Consider the following 17,596-nt stretch of genomic DNA (forward strand, 5'->3'; position numbering starts at 1 on the left):
CACTAGCCTTAATTTAGCAATAATTAAGGCTTAAACACTCCAATAACTTGCTCTTCTTGCCTTACGTCCTTTTCTACCGCTTCATTAGCTTGTGTCATCAGGTAACCACATTTAACACAAGTGACTTTTTCAACGTCATTTTCTTTGGTTAAGCACATGGTATCCATGGCTTTACATTTTGGGCAAATAGCGCCAGCAATAAATCGCTTTTTCATGAGACTTTCATTTGATTACTTCTACTGATTCACTATTTTACCTTGAACTTAGCTATAAGGAAAAGCGACAATAGCCGCATTAAATATTTTCAAGGAAAACTGATGATCACTGCGACCGAATTAAGTTTGTTTCGTGGCGTAAAAAATTTGGTCACCCAATCAGATTTTACTATTCACCCTAACCATAAAGTTGGCCTCGTAGGCTCTAACGGTTGTGGTAAATCTTCGTTATTTGCCGCTATTCAAGGACAACTTGCCCCAGACGCTGGCTCTATTAGTATGCCTAAACACTGGAAAGTTGCTGCAGTAAAGCAAGAAACACCGGCACTTGATAAATCAGCTTTAGATTATGTCATTGATGGCGACCTTGAATACCGAGAAATAGAGCAACAGTTAGAACAGGCGAGAACGGACAAAGACGGTAACTTAGAAGCGAGCCTATTGGGTAAACTCGAAAGCATTGGCGGTTACACTTTAATAGCGCGAGCAAGTGAGCTTCTTCATGGTTTAGGTTTTGAGCAAGAGCAGTTAGCAAACTCGGTAAAAGACTTTTCAGGTGGCTGGCGAATGCGTCTCAACCTTGCTCAAGCGCTGATTAGTCGTGCTGATTTAATGTTACTGGATGAGCCAACAAACCATTTAGATTTAGATGCCGTTATTTGGTTACAAAAATGGTTAAAACGCTACGATGGCACATTAGTGTTAATTTCCCATGATCGCGATTTCCTCGACGACGTTGTTGGGCAAATCTTGCATATAGAACACCAAAAGGCGAAGTTATACGCAGGAAACTATACCGCATTTGAACGACAAAGAGCTGAACACCTCGCTCAACAAGACGCTCAATTTCAGAAACAGCAAAAAGAAATCGCACATTTAACATCATTTGTCGATCGCTTCCGAGCCAAGGCAAGTAAAGCTAAACAAGCGCAAAGCCGACTAAAACGGTTACAAAAGCTACCCGATTTAGCGCCAGCTCATGTTGATTCACAATTCCACTTTGCCTTTCCTCCGCCAGGCTATATGCCCTATCCTTTGCTTTCATTAGATGCAGCAGATTGTGGCTACCAACAAGCAAAAATTTTAGAGCAAACCAAGCTATCATTAGTGCCAGGAAGTCGTATAGGCTTGTTAGGTCGAAATGGTGCAGGTAAATCTACGCTGATAAAGTCGCTAGCTGGAGATATCCCTCTTCTATGTGGGGAGCGTTTTCAAGCTCAAGAGCTGACTATTGGTTATTTTTCTCAGCACCAATTGGAGCAATTACATTTGCCTTCTAGTGCTGTAGAACACGTTTTGCATGCACACCCAGAAATGACTGAGCAACAAGCGCGTAACCATTTAGGCGGCTTTGGCTTTCATGGCGATCAAGCATTGGATAAAGTTGCAGGCATGTCCGGAGGCGAAAAAGCTCGACTGGTACTATCCCTCATCGTTTTACAAAAGCCACACCTATTATTGCTCGACGAACCAACCAACCATCTAGACTTAGAAATGAGACAAGCCCTAGTTGTAGCTTTACAAGGGTTTGAAGGCGCGATTATTCTTATTGCCCATGACAGATATTTACTTGAATCGTGTGTAGATGAGTTTTACCTGGTTGCAGATGGCAAGGTATCGACGTTTGATGGTGATATTGACGACTATCATGCATGGCTAACCTCTGAGAAAAAACAAACTCCGCAAGCGGACAACAATGGTAACGCCACGGGCACTGTTCAAGATAAAAAACAACTGCGCCAACAACAAGCTCAGCTTCGTCAAAAAGCCAGCCCGTTGAAGAAGCAAGCCCAAAAGCTGGAAAAGCAAATTCATCAATGGCAAGAGCAACTCACTGAGTTAGAAGAAATCTTAGCAGACCCTGCTATCTATCAAGATGAAAACAAACATCAACTTACAGAGTTACTGCAAAAGCGTCACCAACTTGAATCTGATATCGAAGAACAAGAGCTAGTGTGGTTTGAATTAGAAGAACAAATAGAAGAAATTATGTCAGAAGTTTAGCGCTATTCTATCTTTCACTTGCTACACTAAGACATAAGCCGTTCCCTTAAAAAGGTAAAGATATGAATAAAATCAATCGCATGATTATTGCAGCGCTATTCGCTTCACCATGTTTTGTTACAACAGCCGCCGACGTTGAGTTGGGCATATTTGAACTAAACCGTGGCGAATTCAAAGCTGCTATTGAACAGTTTACCCCGCTAGTTGAACAAGGCTATGCGCCTGCTCAATATCAGATGGCACAAGTATATTTAAATGGCTGGGGAGTAAGGAAAGACCCACAAAAGGCTTTCGAATTATTTACGTTAGCCGCTGAGCAAAACTATACTGATGCTCTATTTGATCTGTCTGTTATGTATTCGGAAGGCGCTATTGTCGAGCAAGATTTGAAAAAAGCCTTCGAGTATATGCGAACAGCGGCCAAAAAAGGTCTGGCAAGTGCTCAGTTTAATGTCGGTGTTATGTATTCGACAGGACAAGGTGTTTACACTGATCACTACAAAGCGGCCGAGTGGTATAAGAAGTCGGCGAATCAGAATTATGCTTTGGCCCAATTTAATTTGGCACTTCTCTACCATGAAGGAAAAGGCGTTGAAAAAAGCACTGAAAATTCTTACCTGTGGAATTACATTGCTGCAAAAAGTGGTTATACGCCCGCACAAAAAAGTGCTTTGATGGACGAACGTGATATGGGCACTAAGCTTATACAAGATACCCGAGAAAAAGCAGAAAACTTGTATAAAAAAATGATAGAAAAGCAAGAACTTAAGGCCAAGCTTGCTCAAAAGAACGCGTTTTAATCTATTCCATCAAATTGACTGGAGAGAAATCAACCTAATCTCCAGTCAAAAAACTTTTCTCTACATTAGTAACGCAATTTGATCCAAATCATAATAGAGATAGATAAAGTTTCATAAGATAGTCCTAGGCAAAACAAGTTATCTAGGAGTAAAAGATGGACTTTTTCAACATGCTATTAAACGATCCTGTCGTCTATATATCTATAATCGGCTTATTAACTGTATTGGGCATTTGTGGGTACTATGTTTATTTCTTTATCAAAAACATTGAGCAAAATAACTAAGCTACCCTCTATACTTAGTTAAGTTGCTAGTTTTTAGACTGTTTATTTATTCGCCATAAGTACTCAGGGTTTGCTATAATTACAACCCTGAGTTCTGGTTGGTTAAATTAAGGCGGTTATATGATAAACATCAACTCAAATTCTTCCTCGCTTAGCTATATTGATAGAGCAAATAAAGCCAAGGAAGAAGAAGATGAAAAGCTAGCCTCTGGTAAGCGCATCAACTCTGCTGCTGACGATGCTGCAGGCCTACAAATTGCCAGCCGACTTACCTCTCAAATAAATGGGAACCAACAATTAAGTGTTAATTCTCAAGATCAAATAAACATTAACAATGTTCAGTCAGGTCAACTGTCTTCTATTAATGAAAGCCTGCAGCGTGCCAATGAACTTGCAGTTCAAGCCGGAAGTCCATTAAGCGATTCAGATGCTATTCAAGGTGAATTAGACCAACTAACCGAGCAAATTAACACTATCGCGGGCGAAGTGTTAGGTGATCCTAACTTTTTGTCAGGGTTAGATGCTAACGACCCGCAAGCGACACAACAAGCTCTTGAATCTGCCTTTGAAACAGTTTCACAAACAGCATCTGACCTAGGTGCTGATAGCAACGCCCTACAAAGCCAAGTGTACACATACGAAACAACCACTGTAAATTTATCAGCTTCTCGTTCGCGCATTGAAGATACCGATTACGGTGAATCTACAGCAGCTCAGCAACAAGCGAATGTCTTGATCCAAGCCGCCATTCAGAACAAGAAGGACGATGACGAACGCAAAGGGCTATTGGTAAACCAATTGGTTTAATTCCTTCTTAACATTTTAAAAAGGTTAGTTAGAATAATAAGACTATTCAACTAACCTTTTTTATTCATGCGAATTCCGTTGGAAGCAGTAGATGCTGATACTTTAGAAAATATAATCGAAGCTTTTATTTTACGAGAAGGCACAGATTACGGCGAAGAGGAAATGTCGCTCGCTGAGAAAATATCAGATGTTAAGCAGCAGCTAATAAGTAACCAAGCCGTTCTTGTCTATTCCGAATTACACGAAACAGTAAATATAATGCCTGCCGATCAGTTTGAAGAATAAGGCCAATTCCATGGAATTGGTATAAGGCCGCTTTTAAAGCGGCCTTAACTTTAGTTATTTATTTTGAAAAGTAAACGAGAAATAAACAGGGACTGTGGTTGAAATGCCTGGTAAACCAGCAAGTTCTTGAAGCTTTTTCACGCCCTTAACTAAAGCATGACTTCCCGCTTTTACTAAAATGGGTTTAGTTGTCGTTACACTAAATTTACCATTCACTAAATGCGTTACTTTGACATCAGTTGTTACTGGCTGCTTTTGGCCATGAAGATCAAGCGTGCCAGAAAAAGCTATTGTTTGGCTAGCCCCGACTTTCAGCTCAGTTAACACTTTTGGATCAATTTTCGCGTTAAATGAAGCACTTGAGAATGTAGACACTTCAAATAAATACTCTTTCATACGCTCATCACGAATCGGAATATTTGTATTCACACTCGCTAAGTCGATGGTCAACGATACATCACCAGCAGACGTGACCTTCGCATCAAATCGTTCAAAAATATGATTTTCTGCCACATGTTCCTTTTTAAAGGTTGTGAAAGTTAAATTAGACTCATCAGTAACGAGTGACCAATCCGCATAGCTAGAAAATGAAAGGCCAGCGAGTAGAGGTAAAAGTAATTTTTTCATCGATTTTCCTTGTAAATATCCTATTACCTCACGGCTCGATGAGGCTTGATGACTTTTTCCCATGGAACTGCTGAACTTCCCAGTGAAATAAAGTCAGGGTTTAATAATGATGTTCTTTGATTGTAAGACAGAGGATTAAATTCACTATCTAAAATTTGCCCACCAGCTTCTTCAATAATACATTGGCTCGCGCCAGTGTCCCATTCTCCGGTTGGGCCAATACGTAGATAACAGTCTGCGCCACCTTCTGCGATTAAACAATTTTTGAGTGAACAACTCCCTAACGCAATATGCTCGTAGTCAAAATTTGGTGATAGATACTGCCCCATTAGGCTGAGTTCTTGGCGCCTGCTAATGGCAACTTTAATAGGTTTGCCTTGTTCGTAAGGCGTTACCGATATTTTATGACTGCCAGCAATATTTTCTTTAAATGCACCTGCGCCCTTTTGTGCGTAATAGGTTAGTTTATGATCTGGCGCATGAATAACACCAATGGCGGGCCAACCGTTTTCCACTAAAGCAATGTTAACGGCGAAATCTCCACTACCTATGATAAATTCACCAGTGCCATCGATAGGATCAAGTAACCAATAACGAGTCCAGTTTTTTCGCTCTTTTAAAGGTACTGGGCCAACTTCTTCTGAGATGATAGGAATATCAGGCGTCCCCCTTGAAAGCTCAGCCATCAGCACATCGTTTGCAGCAATATCAGCACTGGTTACAGGGCTATTATCGTCTTTAATTTCAGAAGTAAAATCGCCTCGGCGGTAATGTTTTAATACTTCTTTGCCTGCTTTCTTTGATGCTTCAATCGCAACCGTTAATAATGCATCAAGATTCATTGTCACCTCTTAGCTGATCCACTATTAGCATTAATGCCGCTATGCTTCTCGCTTCATTAAAGTCTTCACACGCCAGTAATTGCTTGTAATCAGCAATAGACCACTTAACGACTTCAAGCGGCTCTGGCTCATCGCCTTCTAATGCTTCTTCAAAAAGGCTGCGTGCAACGAATATTTCCATGTTTCCAGAAAAAAAGGCTGGCGCCATTGCCACTGTTTGCAAGCTATCAAGTTGCTCAGCCCCGTAGCCAATTTCTTCTTTTAATTCTCTATTAGCTGCTTCAACTGCTTGTTCACCTGGATCTATCAATCCTTTTGGAAAGCCTAATTCATAACTGTGTGTGCCTGCACAGTATTCTCGAACCAACAATATAGTATCGTCATCAATAAACGGAATAATCATTACAGCGCCTCGACCTGAGCCCTGCATCCGTTCATATATCCTTTGGCTACCATTACTAAACGTGAGATCCAGTTGTTCAATAGTAAACAAGCCACTTTTAGCTACCTGGTTTCTGTTATTAATTATAGGTAATTTATTTTTCGACGACATAATGTTAGCGATTCATCACATTTCTATAACCACTGCCTGCGCAGTTTCGATATACTAGTTATGATAAGTTGTTTTGCTAGGAAAAATCTATGCTTGATTGGTCAAAAATTTCCACTGTTTTACTCGATATGGACGGTACTATCTTAGATCTGCATTTTGACAATCATTTTTGGCTAGAACATTTACCTAAAAGGTTAAGCGAAATTAAAGGTATTTCGTTTGAAGAAGCAAAGCAAGATCTTCATAGCCATTATGACAAAGTAGCAGGAACAATTTCGTGGTATTGCTTAGACTACTGGGCAGAACAAACAGAGCTTCCTATTACTGATTTAAAAAAGGAAGTGCAACATTTAATAAAGTTGCGTGACGACGCTCACGACTTTCTTATCACGCTAAAAAGAACGAATCGTCGTGTCATTTTGGTGACGAATGCTCATCCAGATAGTTTATCGTTAAAAATTGAACGTACGCAGTTAGATAAGTATTTCGATGAACTATATTCAACGCACGTTTTTGGCTGCACTAAAGAAAGCCAGCAGTTATGGAACAAGCTACAACAGAGATGCCATTTTGACAGCGAAGAAACGTTATTTGTTGACGATAGTTTACCTATATTAGACTCGGCAAAGCAATTTGGAATCAAACATTTACTTGCTGTAGCCAACCCAGATAGTCAACAGGGGACACGAGATATTCCTCACTATGAATCCGTTACTAATTATCTGGATTTAGTCAGTGCAATAGAGGCTACACCAGTAGCCTCAAAATAGAACGGCGACATCGACTACAATCGTAATGGGTACCGGCCTTGATCATCAGCTCTACCCATCATAGGTAACAATTGAGTGATCTGCTCAGGAGTTTGAGGTGTCGGTTTGAAATAACCATCGCCATAATACGTACCAGATTGAGCTACTTTCAAGGTGAACACTAATCCTAATTTGGCACTGTCATCAATCGATATAACTATTTCGCCACGCTCACATGATAACTTTGCTTGTATATCTCCAACCGCTAATTTTTCATTCATCACATTAACGCGTGCTTTTGGCCATGTTATTGTGCCGACTAGATCGGTACAGCCTTGTGCATTTTGGCCAAAGTTTGCTATAGCTACATTAACGTCTCCCTTCGCTTCAACAGGCATTGGCAATTTTGCGTAATCGACAATGGTATTAGCAGGAATCAGTGCATCGAAATCAGAGAGCGATACATTTTCTTTACCAAGAGATGCCTTGCCGCTTGCTTGAATGGCGTCTGTTCTTCCACCCAAAGTAAAAGATGCAGAAGGTGCTAGACTAAATAAAGAGCCGAGTATGCTTGGAGTAATATCTACTTGGCTAAATTGAAAGTCTTGAAAAGCCACCTGCTTAAGTTGAATGTGCCAAACACTGCCCTCAACAGAGCGATAGCTTAACCCTGCGGGTAACTTGGCTAAGCTAACAATATAAGAAGCCGGAACTAATGCTAGCGTAAAGAATATATACAGGCCGACAAACCCCAATACGGCTAGAGGTAATTTTTTCACGCGTTATCTTCCTAACTGTAATCTTTTAACTTGAACTTGACCTGCAGCATCACCTTTGGACAAATCGATAGACTTTACCACTAACTGCTGGTTAGCTGAGAGCTGCTCCAACCATGACAATAGTTGATTAAAAGCGACGTCATCAATCCAAATTTGTACATCTTGATTTTGCGGCTGCAATCTCGCAATACTAATATTATTGCGGCGCGCTGTTGAGTTGATGATGCTCGACAAACTGCCGCCTGGTCGTTTAGCACCCGATGTTCTACTTGCCGCTGCGTAACGAGCTGTTTCGTTAGTCACCCAAACCAATAATTCTTGTTGCTTGTCTAACTTACTTTGCGTCTGATCTATACTGTTATTTAACGGTTGCCAGATAGCCTTGTAGAAAATAAAAATAGCAACAAAAATACCGCCAATCGTTACTAATTTTCGTTCCTGATTATTTAAGCCTTGCCACCACTCTTTCATGAACGACCTCCGCCAGCTTTACTGATACTCAATGCACCAGACACTGTTTCACCCTGATTGTTCAAAGCGCCTTGAGATACTGTCATATTTTGTTTCTCTAATATCTGTTTAAACGACTCAAAATCTTGATAGTCGCTGGCTTGCGCCTGTATGCGAAACTCGTTTCGTTTACTTTCATACTTTAATGAATCAGGCTTTAATTTAGGTACTTGTTTAAAGGCACTTTGCATCTCGTTTAACATGACTAAGAAGTGCTGTTCACTCGAAGATTCACCAATTTCCTGCATTTTACGTTTTAGCTGAGATTTTAGCGTGGTAATTCGTACCCTCTTTACATTAGGGAATGCTTTTTTATATGTCTCTATAATTTGCTGTTCGACTTGTTGTTGCTGATCTTGAAGCTCAATTAATTCTGCCGTTTTAGTCAGCAAGCTAGTTATTAAAGCAAGTACTGCAAATCCAGCCGCCCATCCCCAGGTTTTAACTAAAGGAGATGATTCTCGTTTTACCGCAAATTCTCCTTGAAAGAGATTACAATATTGCTTGCGAAAGTTTTGCGCCAATAACGCTAATGGCAGCTCTTCTGGCTCAGCCTTTAATTGAATATTTGCTTCTGTTTCCGGCAATTCACTATAGTGAGAAATAACCACTGGTTGCTCATCTTCACCACTCTCGCTGTCACATGCCTGCCAACAATGAGACAACTCCTGCCACATTACATCATTGATGATACTTGCTCGCCAATAGCCTTGTTTTAATAATACGTCCGTGCCTATAGCGATTGCTTGCCAACTTTCAGAGGCGTCAGGTAAAGACAAAACATCTGGTTGCATGACAAAGCATTGGATTTCTGCTTCATTGAGCCATTGCGACCACATTGTCATTTTTGCTTTATCAACTATAGCGACTAAACAGTTTTCTTCTGTTCCCGCGGCTTCAGCATATGCAAAGAAAAGCTGCTCGACATCTTGGGCTAGTTCATCTTCTAAAGCATAGGGCGCTGCTGCCTGTATCGCCTTCTTAGATTTCGCAGGTATATTAATCCCTTTTAATGAGACGTCATAACCAGGCACTAGAACCACAGTGTCTCTTTGCTGCGACTTTTCCTTTAATAGACTAAGCTGCGTAGCGTCATCTATCTCACCACTAGCGATCACTTCTTTGTCGCTAGTAGACCAGACTAACCAATGTATGGTGTCAGCTACTTGGCTACCGAGCCTAATAAATAATTGTTCAGACATTATTCTCGTCCTATTTTACGGCTTATTACCGTCACTTTATTGCTTTGGTCGACAAACAAAGTCGACAGCAAATTAAAATAACTGTCGTTAAACTTAGCAGAAGCTTTCAATTTAAAATACTGACTATCAACAACAAAATGCTTCTTCTGTTCATCAGTAATTTGATGCTTATTGACTTCTGGTAAATTGAAAAATTCATCAACATTTTCGAACCCTTTTTGTTCCCTCGCAGATAAGGCATCTTGTGCTTCATCTTTAGATATCGATAGCATCGCTTGCAGTAATTCTGGTTTATCTGCAGACAGCGTATTGATATTAATGTTGAGAATATCTGATTGCGGTATCACACAAACATATGATTTTAACTTTTCGATTATACGGCGTTCAAAATGTTCTACGACCCTTAATTCAGACACATCGGCAATAAAACTATTGGCTGCGTAATAAGGAAACTCTTTTGCCGCATAGTCATTATCTTCCGCCCCACCGGCACTGATCAACGTTGTATCGTCATCTAACCAATCAACCAAGGCATCAGACATGTACTCAGCTTCAAAGTTACCTACGTTGTCTATATTTAACGACATCACTAATTCTTCAAACGCCTTTCTCGGAAATGACTTCTCGGTAGTACCACTTTCACTAGTATTCGCTTGCTTGAGTGCATTAAGGTTAAAGCATGCGTGCAAATCGACAATTTCACCGGTAATCTCTCCAAAATCAACTGGATAAGTATTTTCGCCATTCGCCCAAAGTTGTTGTAAATGGGCGACATTAGGTGAATCTTTAAAGTCTTCTTCTAATACACGTTTAGCAAGCGACTCCGCTCCCATTGCATACCAAAATGCTTGTTGGTTATAAGCAATATTGTCAGCCTTTTGCAACTCTAATTGAATGCTTTTTAACATTTGTGCAGCGATAATCGCTCCTAAAGCAACAATCAGCATGACAGTAATTAGTGCAACTCCTAGTTGGTGCTTAATATTATTCACTAGGTATCCCCGGCAATAAAAATTTGCGCACTAGATCACCGAACATTTTGGTTTTAATGGTAACTTCGATGGCTTGAGGCCATTGTCCCTTAGGCAATTGCTCTTTCCAATCATCGCCGTAGTAATAACGCAATGTCATTTCTTCAACGCCAGCAAGCAACTCTCTTTCTTTTGCTTCCTGGTCAACTACACTGTCGACAAAGTTAAAATGGAGCCGTTTAAGGGTTTCCTCTTCAACTAGGTAAGCAACAGATTGCAGCTCGCTCCTTGGTAATGCCATTCCTGGGTTTGTCCACCCTTGGCGAACGAATGAAATTTGCGTTTCTCGACCGACAAATGGGCTGATATCATCATACAAAAACTGAACTTGCGGCCTTTCGCCATCTATTCGAACAGAACGGCGCGATAACTGTAAAAAATCACGTTCCATTAACAACCACACACGCTGCAGTTGTTCTAACCCTTTTTGTTTATCTTCTATTCCTTCTTTGGTTCTGATAACGCCATCAAGCAATGAAAAGCTTGCTAGGCTAATAATGGCAAAAATTGCGATTGCTAGTAGCACTTCAATAAGGGTAAAACCTTTAGCTAACTGTTTCATTTTCTGCCTCCTTTGGAGACATAAGTCATCATGCTAGCCGTTGGCTCTTCGTCTTTTTTAGAAGCTCTTACCTCGATAACTACCGCACGCATTTGTGCATCAGTAGTTTTAAGAACCTTTCTTTGCCAGAACCATGTTTTTCCTGCCAGCTCTTGTTCACCTTTGTGATTATTTCTAGGTGGCCACTGTTTTTCTAAGTGCACTTCAACTAATTGATTGGAAACTACCCAGTTTGCAACCATGCGCTTTTCTACATGATCTAAGGCCGAGAAGTGGCTATCGGAAGTGTTTAATAAAGCAAGCCCCGCAAGCGCAAACACGGCCATAGCTAACAGAACTTCAATCAAGGTAAAGCCCGTTACCGCTTTTCTCAAACTTTGTCTATTCACACTATTCATCTCGAGTTACTGTTGCTGTTCGCTATAGTTCTGAACGGTAACGGGTGTTGTGTAATGCCCAACAACATCAAATCGATAATCTTCATCCTGCCTTTCTTGGAAGGTAAATTCAGCCCTAAAAGGTGTAAGGTCGCCTCCTGACAAGAGGTATATTTGTGGAATAATAGGCTCTTCTTCATCACTTAAATTTTCTCGCATGCCCTCTAAGTCTTCTTCTTCGGGCATAAATAATTCCCTATCAACCAGATCGGGTTCTTCAATGGCGAGATCATCAAATACTAGAGAAAGAGAAAATTCTGAAGGTAACTCGTAAGATTCTAAAAGAGAATTGTTTGGAATTGGCGACCATTGCGTTCCGTCAAAGCCCACTATTTGGTAGGTATTATCTTTGACATACACACCTAGTTCTATGTTATTTAATAGGCCGTAATCAGCGGCCAAATTAATCACGCCAGCAAAGCGCTGAGCTTCATCCGATAACTTTTGATCGGGCCTTCCTGTGCCAATATTTAGCGATACTGCCGCGACCATCAAACCGACAACGACAAGAACAAGTAAGATCTCAATTAAGGTAAACCCTTGTTCTTGTTTCAGTCTCATTGTCGTAACTCTACGCTATATTCTTTATTTATTGGAAATCTGATAGATTCCAGTTGCCGATATCATCATCCGTTAATGGCTCACCATCAGGGCCCATCGAAAAGATATCCATTTTGCCATTCTCACCTGGATTTAATAGCTGGTAATCGTTGCCCCATGGATCTTTAGGTAAGCGCTTTAAATAACCGCCTTCTTGGAATCGAGGTGGGATTGGCTCGATATCTGTTTTCTCAACAAGTGCCTCTAAGCCTTGTTCAGTTGTTGGGTAATCATAGTTTTGAGAACGATAAAGCGCTAAAGCAGACTCTAAACTGCCGATGTCAATCGCCGCTTTCTGCATGCGAGCAGTATCTTGGCTACCCATAATATTAGGTACTACCATGCTAGCGATAATACCGATAATCACCAGAACTACCATTACTTCTAATAATGAAAAGCCACCGGAAGCTTTTTTTAGTTTGGCTCTATTCATAATTTAAATTCCTATTAACGTATTTAACTTCAAAATTGGTTGTAAAATGGCCATAACGATAAATAGCACTATGCCTGCCATTGTCACCATTATGGTAGGCTCAAGAGCCTTTAACGAAATATTGACTAATGCTTCAAACTCTCTATCTTGGTTGTCAGCGGCGCGACCAAGCATGTGTTCTAGCTGACCACTTTTTTCACCACTAGAGATCATATGTAGCATCATTGGTGGAAACAATTTAGTCTGTTCTAAAGAGCGCCTTAGACTTGCACCTTCACGAACCTTGTCACCGGCTTCCGCGATTTTTTCTTTAATGTAAACATTATTAAGAACTTCACCAGAAATCCGCATACTTTCTAGCAAAGGAACAGCACTGGCAGTCAAAATACTAAGGGTTCTCGCAAATCGTGCGGTGTTAATACCTCTTTCGACCTTACCAATACCCGGTACACGAATTAGTCGCTGATGTACTTTTCGCTTGATATTTGGCTTTTTCATCATCTGCCAAGCCAGTAAAATTGACAACAAAACTGCTAGCGCGAGGTGCATACCATAGGCCTGCAGAAAGTCACTAGCTGCGATGAGAAATTTTGTCGATCCAGGTAAATTCGCTCCCATATGTTCAAATTGACTGACAATTTGAGGGACAACCGACGTTAACAAAACGACGATTACGCCAACGGCGACTACCGTCATAATGGCAGGATACACTAACGCTTGGATCATTTGAGATCTGAGCTGTTGACGTTTTTCAGTATAATCAGATAAGCGATCAAGTACATTATCTAAATGACCAGATTTCTCCCCCGCAGCCACCATCGCACGATAAAGATGATCAAACACGCCAGGAAATTCCGCCATACTTTCAGCTAAACCATAACCTTCGGTTACTTTGGTTCTTACCGCCATGATCATGCTTTTAAGAGAGTCTTTCTCACATTGTTCAGCTACCGCTAGCAACGACTCCTCTAGAGGAAGTCCCGATTCAACCAATGTGGCCAATTGTCGGGTAAAAAGCGCGAGCTCAGAGGCAGAAATGCTTTGTCTTCTTGTTAAAAAGCTACCAGAATTTTGCTGTTTACTTTTTAGCAGACTAGGTGTGATGTTGGTTGGTATCAACCCTTGTTCTTTAAGTAAACCGCGAGCATGTCTAGGAGTATCGCCTTCGATAACCCCTTTAACCGTCTTTCCTTTTGCGTCAACCGCTTGATAATCAAATGCAGCCATTACCGTTAATCTTCTCTAGTAACACGAAGTACTTCTTCAAGTGTTGTTAAGCCTGCTAATACTTTATCAAAACCGTCTTTTCGAATACTTGGTGTAGATGTACGGATATGTTTTTCTATCGCTTGCTCACCTTTACCATTGTGAATAAGTTCACGCGTTTTTTCGTCGACAAGTAGTAATTCATGAATACCGGTTCGGCCACGATACCCTTTGTTATTACAGCTTTCACAACCAACGGCACGGTAAATAACAACGTCTGAACTCTTGTCTAAGCCAAGAATACTTAACTCTTCCTCATCCGCTTTGTGTGGTTCTTTACAGTCGTCACATAAAGTGCGAACTAGTCTTTGGGCTAATACGCCTAAAAGGCTTGAAGACAAAAGAAACGGCTCTACGCCCATATCTTCCATACGCGTTATCGCGCCAGCGGCAGTATTGGTATGTAATGTCGATAATACTAGGTGACCTGTTAAACTGGCTTGAACACCAATTTGCGCAGTTTCTAGATCTCGAATCTCACCTACCATGACCACATCAGGATCTTGACGAAGAATAGCTCTTAAACCACGCGCAAAAGTCATATCAACTTTAGTATTCACTTGCGTTTGACCAATCCCTTCTATCGCATATTCAATTGGGTCTTCAACTGTTAACACGTTACGCTGTTTATTGTCGATTTGACTTAAACCAGCATAAAGGGTGGTAGATTTACCGGAGCCTGTAGGACCAGTCACTAATATGATGCCATGTGGCTTATCAATTAGCTGTGAGAATTTAACGCGATTAGCGTCTGTCATTCCAAGATCTTGTAAGTCTAATCGAGCAGCATTTTTATCAAGTAAACGTAATACCACTCGCTCGCCATGACCAGTAGGCATAGTAGATACACGTACATCTACTGCTCTTCCAGCAATACGCAATGAAATACGCCCATCTTGCGGTATGCGTTTTTCCGCTATATCTAACTTTGCCATAACCTTGATACGTGAAACGAGCAAAGAGGCTAGTTTTCGGTTTGGCTTCAGAACTTCTCTTAATACGCCATCAACACGAAAACGTATCTGTAACGATTGCTCAAAGGTTTCAATATGAATATCTGAGGCATTTTCCTTGATTGCTTCACTTAACATTGCGTTTATCATTTTGATAATTGGCGCATCGTCTTCGTTTTCAAGCAAGTCTTCTGTCTCAACCATCTCATCAGCGATTGAGTACAAATCGACTTCGTTGCCGATGTCTTCCATCATCTGCTTCGCTTCGGAAGAGTCACGTTGATAGGCATCGGCGAGCATGAGCTCAAATTTTTCTTCAGACACTTTTTCCAAAGAAAAAGGTTTGGCAATCACCCGTCTAACCTCTTGCACGACATCAGGTGAAAAGGTTTGGTTACCGAATAAGATTAGTTCATCATTTGCGTCTTGCAGCAATACGCCAAATCGTTTGGCAAAGCCAAACGGCAAACGCTGAATTAGCACTTGCTCATCTTCAGCTATTGCCATGGCTTGTAAGTTTTCTACATCAGAAGACTCTTTAGGCGTTATATCTTCCATAACCTACTGACTTCCATCTTTTGATTCTTCTTTCTTTGCACCTTCTTCAATGTACTCTTCGAAAGAAGGCGGCAGTGTCAATTGATCGTCCCACGTTGGTAAAAGCGGTAATTTTTCATCACGCATTAGCTCAATGCCTTCTTCACGCTTTTTCAGCTCTTCAGCACGAATAAAATTGTATTTTTCTTTACTAATTTCATTCATTAATTGACCTTCACGAATGATCGTAGGCTTTAAAAATACCATCAGGTTGCGCTTACGTTTGGTATTGCTGGTAGACTTAAACAAATGACCTAGAATTGGAATATCGCCTAGCAGAGGAACCTTTTGAATGCTTTCTTGAACATCTTCATCCATTAAGCCACCAAGGATAACCGTCGCGCCATTATCTGCCATGATGGAGGTTTTAATTTCTCTTTTATTAATCGCAATATCAACGCCCGTAGCACCACTTACCGATGAAACTTCTTGTTCAATCGTTAACTGGACACCACTACCTTCGTTAACTTGTGGCGTAACTTTTAGTTTAATACCGACTTCTTGACGCTCAACCGTTTGGAATGGGTTACTGTTATTATTTCCCGTAGTAGACCCCGTTAGAATAGGTACTTCCTGACCCACTAGGAATGTCGCTTCTTCGTTATCTAGCGTGGTAATACTTGGCGTTGAAAGAATATTAGAATTAGTATCAGCAGAAACCGCTTGAACAATAGCGCCCCAATCGTCACGGATCACACCCGTCATCATACCGTTTACTGTGCCTAATAACTGCGCCAATAAAGTGTAGTCACCATTGGTGTCAGGGTTTTCGATAGTATCGCCATTCTCTTTGATAATAGTGGTACCTTTTTCTCCCTGAGCCGCTTCTGCAGCAGCTGCCGCAGAGCTAATAGGCACAGGTCCATTAGTAAACTGGGTAAAGCCTGCCTCTTCGTGGTACCACTGAACACCTAAATTAACGCCATCAGATTCAAAAACTTCAACAATAATAGCTTCCACCAGAACTTGCGCTCTTCGCACGTCTAACTGACGAATAACCGCTTCAAGCGAGCGCAGCATATCTGGCTGAGCTGTGATTACTAGTGTGTTAGTATCTTCATGTGCTTCAATGCTGATGTTTCGTTGTGACTTGCTGTTTCTATTAGTCGTTTTACTAGCACTTTCTTCAGCTTTGATGGACTCACTAACACCTTTTAATACATCTACTAAATCTTCAGCTTTAGAATACTTAAGGTAGAATACGCGTGTATTACCATTCGACTCAAGTTCACTGTCTAATCGAGAAATCAGTTTAGCAACACGCTCACGTGCTTTAGATTCTCCACTAACAATCACGCTGTTTGTTCTTTCATCAGCAACGATTTTAGGAATTAAAAAGCTAGGTGCGGTGGCCTTACCTTGAGACGTTTTGTTAAGGGCTTCGACAATTCTCACCATCTCTGCTGCAGAGGCATGTTTTAAACGAATAATTTGTTCAAACTGGTCACCTGCTTTATCAACGCGTTTAATAATCTCTGCAAGTCGGTTAACGGTTGCCGCGCTACCTGTCATGATAAAGACATTTGCTGGTTCATAGTGAACGACCGTACCTGCACCACCTTGTTTCACTAACTGACGTAACAGTGGAGTAAGCTCTCGAACGGTCACATTTTTAACTTCAACAACGCGAGTAACCATTTCATCGCCAATACCTGGGCTATTACTATCAACCAAAGGTATTGACGCTGATTTAGCATCTTTATCTCTAATAATTTTTACAATATTGTTGTCCATCTCAACAGCAGCGAAGCCGTAAACTTCCAACACATTTAAGAAAAATTGATAATACTGCTGCTCGTCAAGAACATCGTAACTTCGAATATTAATTTTGCCGCGAACATTAGGGTCGACAATCATCGTCTTTTTTAAGTTCTTACCAACGATATTAATAAATTCAGTCAACTCTGTACCCTTAAAGTTAGGGGAATACTGAGTATTATTTCTTGTTGGCTCAGCAGCAATTACAGCACCACTTAGTGCACAAACTGTAGCACTTACTACTGCGAGTTGCTTTAACCATGGCGCGGATGAGAAAATGCGCATCGATAATTCCTTATTAT

Annotated in this window: 20 protein-coding genes; 5 read left to right on the forward strand and 15 right to left on the reverse strand. The window is 40.9% G+C overall.

The features are described 5' to 3' along the window. Positions 1-23: 23 nt before the first annotated feature. Positions 24-215 (reverse strand): YheV family putative zinc ribbon protein, encoded by a 192-nt coding sequence (locus ACOB80_RS16275; protein ID WP_473166911.1) that lies wholly within the window; start codon positions 213-215, stop codon positions 24-26. Positions 216-317: 102 nt separating this feature from the next. Between ACOB80_RS16275 and ACOB80_RS16280 the strand changes: the two genes are divergently transcribed. The 4 genes from ACOB80_RS16280 (at position 318) to ACOB80_RS16295 (ending at position 4,395) form a co-directional block, all read left to right on the forward strand. After that, a complete protein-coding gene (locus ACOB80_RS16280; RefSeq protein ID WP_473166912.1) occupies positions 318-2,219 on the forward strand; it encodes an ATP-binding cassette domain-containing protein in 1,902 nt (633 codons plus the stop codon). Positions 2,220-2,281: 62 nt separating this feature from the next. Continuing rightward, the gene (locus ACOB80_RS16285; RefSeq protein ID WP_473166913.1) at positions 2,282-3,019 is read left to right on the forward strand and encodes a tetratricopeptide repeat protein; all 738 of its coding nucleotides are present in this window, start codon (positions 2,282-2,284) and stop codon (positions 3,017-3,019) included. 404 nt (positions 3,020-3,423) lie between these two features. Then, positions 3,424-4,110: a flagellin gene (locus ACOB80_RS16290; protein ID WP_473166914.1), complete on the forward strand. Its 687-nt coding sequence runs from the start codon at positions 3,424-3,426 to the stop codon at positions 4,108-4,110. Positions 4,111-4,176: 66 nt separating this feature from the next. Further along, positions 4,177-4,395, forward strand: coding sequence for a YheU family protein (locus ACOB80_RS16295; protein ID WP_473166915.1), 219 nt, complete (start codon positions 4,177-4,179; stop codon positions 4,393-4,395). 54 nt (positions 4,396-4,449) lie between these two features. Here the strand turns inward: ACOB80_RS16295 and ACOB80_RS16300 are convergent, their stop codons facing one another. The 3 genes from ACOB80_RS16300 to nudE are packed head-to-tail and all read right to left on the reverse strand — an operon-like array spanning position 4,450 to position 6,417. Beyond that, entirely contained in the window at positions 4,450-5,022 is a 573-nt protein-coding gene (locus tag ACOB80_RS16300; protein WP_473166916.1) for a YceI family protein, read from the reverse strand. Positions 5,023-5,045: 23 nt separating this feature from the next. Beyond that, positions 5,046-5,864 carry a 3'(2'),5'-bisphosphate nucleotidase CysQ gene (cysQ, locus tag ACOB80_RS16305; RefSeq protein ID WP_473166917.1) on the reverse strand — a complete coding sequence of 273 codons (819 nt, stop codon included), beginning with the start codon at positions 5,862-5,864 and terminating at the stop codon, positions 5,046-5,048. Next, complete coding sequence (nudE, locus tag ACOB80_RS16310) at positions 5,854-6,417, reverse strand: ADP compounds hydrolase NudE (RefSeq protein ID WP_473166918.1); 564 nt, start codon at positions 6,415-6,417, stop codon at positions 5,854-5,856. Before nudE ends, cysQ begins: the two co-directional genes overlap by 11 nt. A gap of 89 nt (positions 6,418-6,506) precedes the next feature. On the opposite strand from nudE, the gene yrfG reads away from it, so the two are divergent. Further along, positions 6,507-7,187, forward strand: coding sequence for a GMP/IMP nucleotidase (gene yrfG / locus ACOB80_RS16315; protein ID WP_473166919.1), 681 nt, complete (start codon positions 6,507-6,509; stop codon positions 7,185-7,187). A gap of 14 nt (positions 7,188-7,201) precedes the next feature. Here the strand turns inward: yrfG and ACOB80_RS16320 are convergent, their stop codons facing one another. From ACOB80_RS16320 to gspD, 11 genes are read right to left on the reverse strand one after another with little or no spacing between them, the layout of a single operon-like run. Then, entirely contained in the window at positions 7,202-7,945 is a 744-nt protein-coding gene (locus tag ACOB80_RS16320; RefSeq protein WP_473166920.1) for a type II secretion system protein N, read from the reverse strand. A gap of 3 nt (positions 7,946-7,948) precedes the next feature. Then, positions 7,949-8,416 (reverse strand): type II secretion system protein M, encoded by a 468-nt coding sequence (locus ACOB80_RS16325; protein ID WP_473166921.1) that lies wholly within the window; start codon positions 8,414-8,416, stop codon positions 7,949-7,951. Next, positions 8,413-9,657, reverse strand: coding sequence for a type II secretion system protein GspL (gspL, locus tag ACOB80_RS16330; RefSeq protein ID WP_473166922.1), 1,245 nt, complete (start codon positions 9,655-9,657; stop codon positions 8,413-8,415). The genes ACOB80_RS16325 and gspL overlap by 4 nt, the downstream gene beginning before the upstream one ends. Beyond that, a complete protein-coding gene (gene gspK / locus ACOB80_RS16335) occupies positions 9,657-10,649 on the reverse strand; it encodes a type II secretion system minor pseudopilin GspK (RefSeq protein ID WP_473166923.1) in 993 nt (330 codons plus the stop codon). The genes gspL and gspK overlap by 1 nt, the downstream gene beginning before the upstream one ends. Next, positions 10,642-11,250 (reverse strand): type II secretion system minor pseudopilin GspJ, encoded by a 609-nt coding sequence (gspJ, locus tag ACOB80_RS16340; protein ID WP_473166924.1) that lies wholly within the window; start codon positions 11,248-11,250, stop codon positions 10,642-10,644. The genes gspK and gspJ overlap by 8 nt, the downstream gene beginning before the upstream one ends. Further along, a complete protein-coding gene (gene gspI / locus ACOB80_RS16345) occupies positions 11,247-11,639 on the reverse strand; it encodes a type II secretion system minor pseudopilin GspI (RefSeq protein WP_473166925.1) in 393 nt (130 codons plus the stop codon). The genes gspJ and gspI overlap by 4 nt, the downstream gene beginning before the upstream one ends. Before the next feature lie 15 nt (positions 11,640-11,654). Further along, complete coding sequence (gene gspH / locus ACOB80_RS16350; RefSeq protein ID WP_473166926.1) at positions 11,655-12,248, reverse strand: type II secretion system minor pseudopilin GspH; 594 nt, start codon at positions 12,246-12,248, stop codon at positions 11,655-11,657. 28 nt (positions 12,249-12,276) lie between these two features. Next, the gene (gene gspG / locus ACOB80_RS16355; protein ID WP_473166927.1) at positions 12,277-12,720 is read right to left on the reverse strand and encodes a type II secretion system major pseudopilin GspG; all 444 of its coding nucleotides are present in this window, start codon (positions 12,718-12,720) and stop codon (positions 12,277-12,279) included. Positions 12,721-12,723: 3 nt separating this feature from the next. Further along, entirely contained in the window at positions 12,724-13,947 is a 1,224-nt protein-coding gene (gene gspF / locus ACOB80_RS16360; protein WP_473166928.1) for a type II secretion system inner membrane protein GspF, read from the reverse strand. Between the two features lie 5 nt (positions 13,948-13,952). Then, the gene (gspE, locus tag ACOB80_RS16365; protein WP_473166981.1) at positions 13,953-15,446 is read right to left on the reverse strand and encodes a type II secretion system ATPase GspE; all 1,494 of its coding nucleotides are present in this window, start codon (positions 15,444-15,446) and stop codon (positions 13,953-13,955) included. Positions 15,447-15,500: 54 nt separating this feature from the next. Next, positions 15,501-17,579 (reverse strand): type II secretion system secretin GspD, encoded by a 2,079-nt coding sequence (gene gspD, locus ACOB80_RS16370; protein WP_473166929.1) that lies wholly within the window; start codon positions 17,577-17,579, stop codon positions 15,501-15,503. Positions 17,580-17,596: the final 17 nt, after the last annotated feature.

Source organism: Thalassotalea coralli, assembly GCF_055786205.1.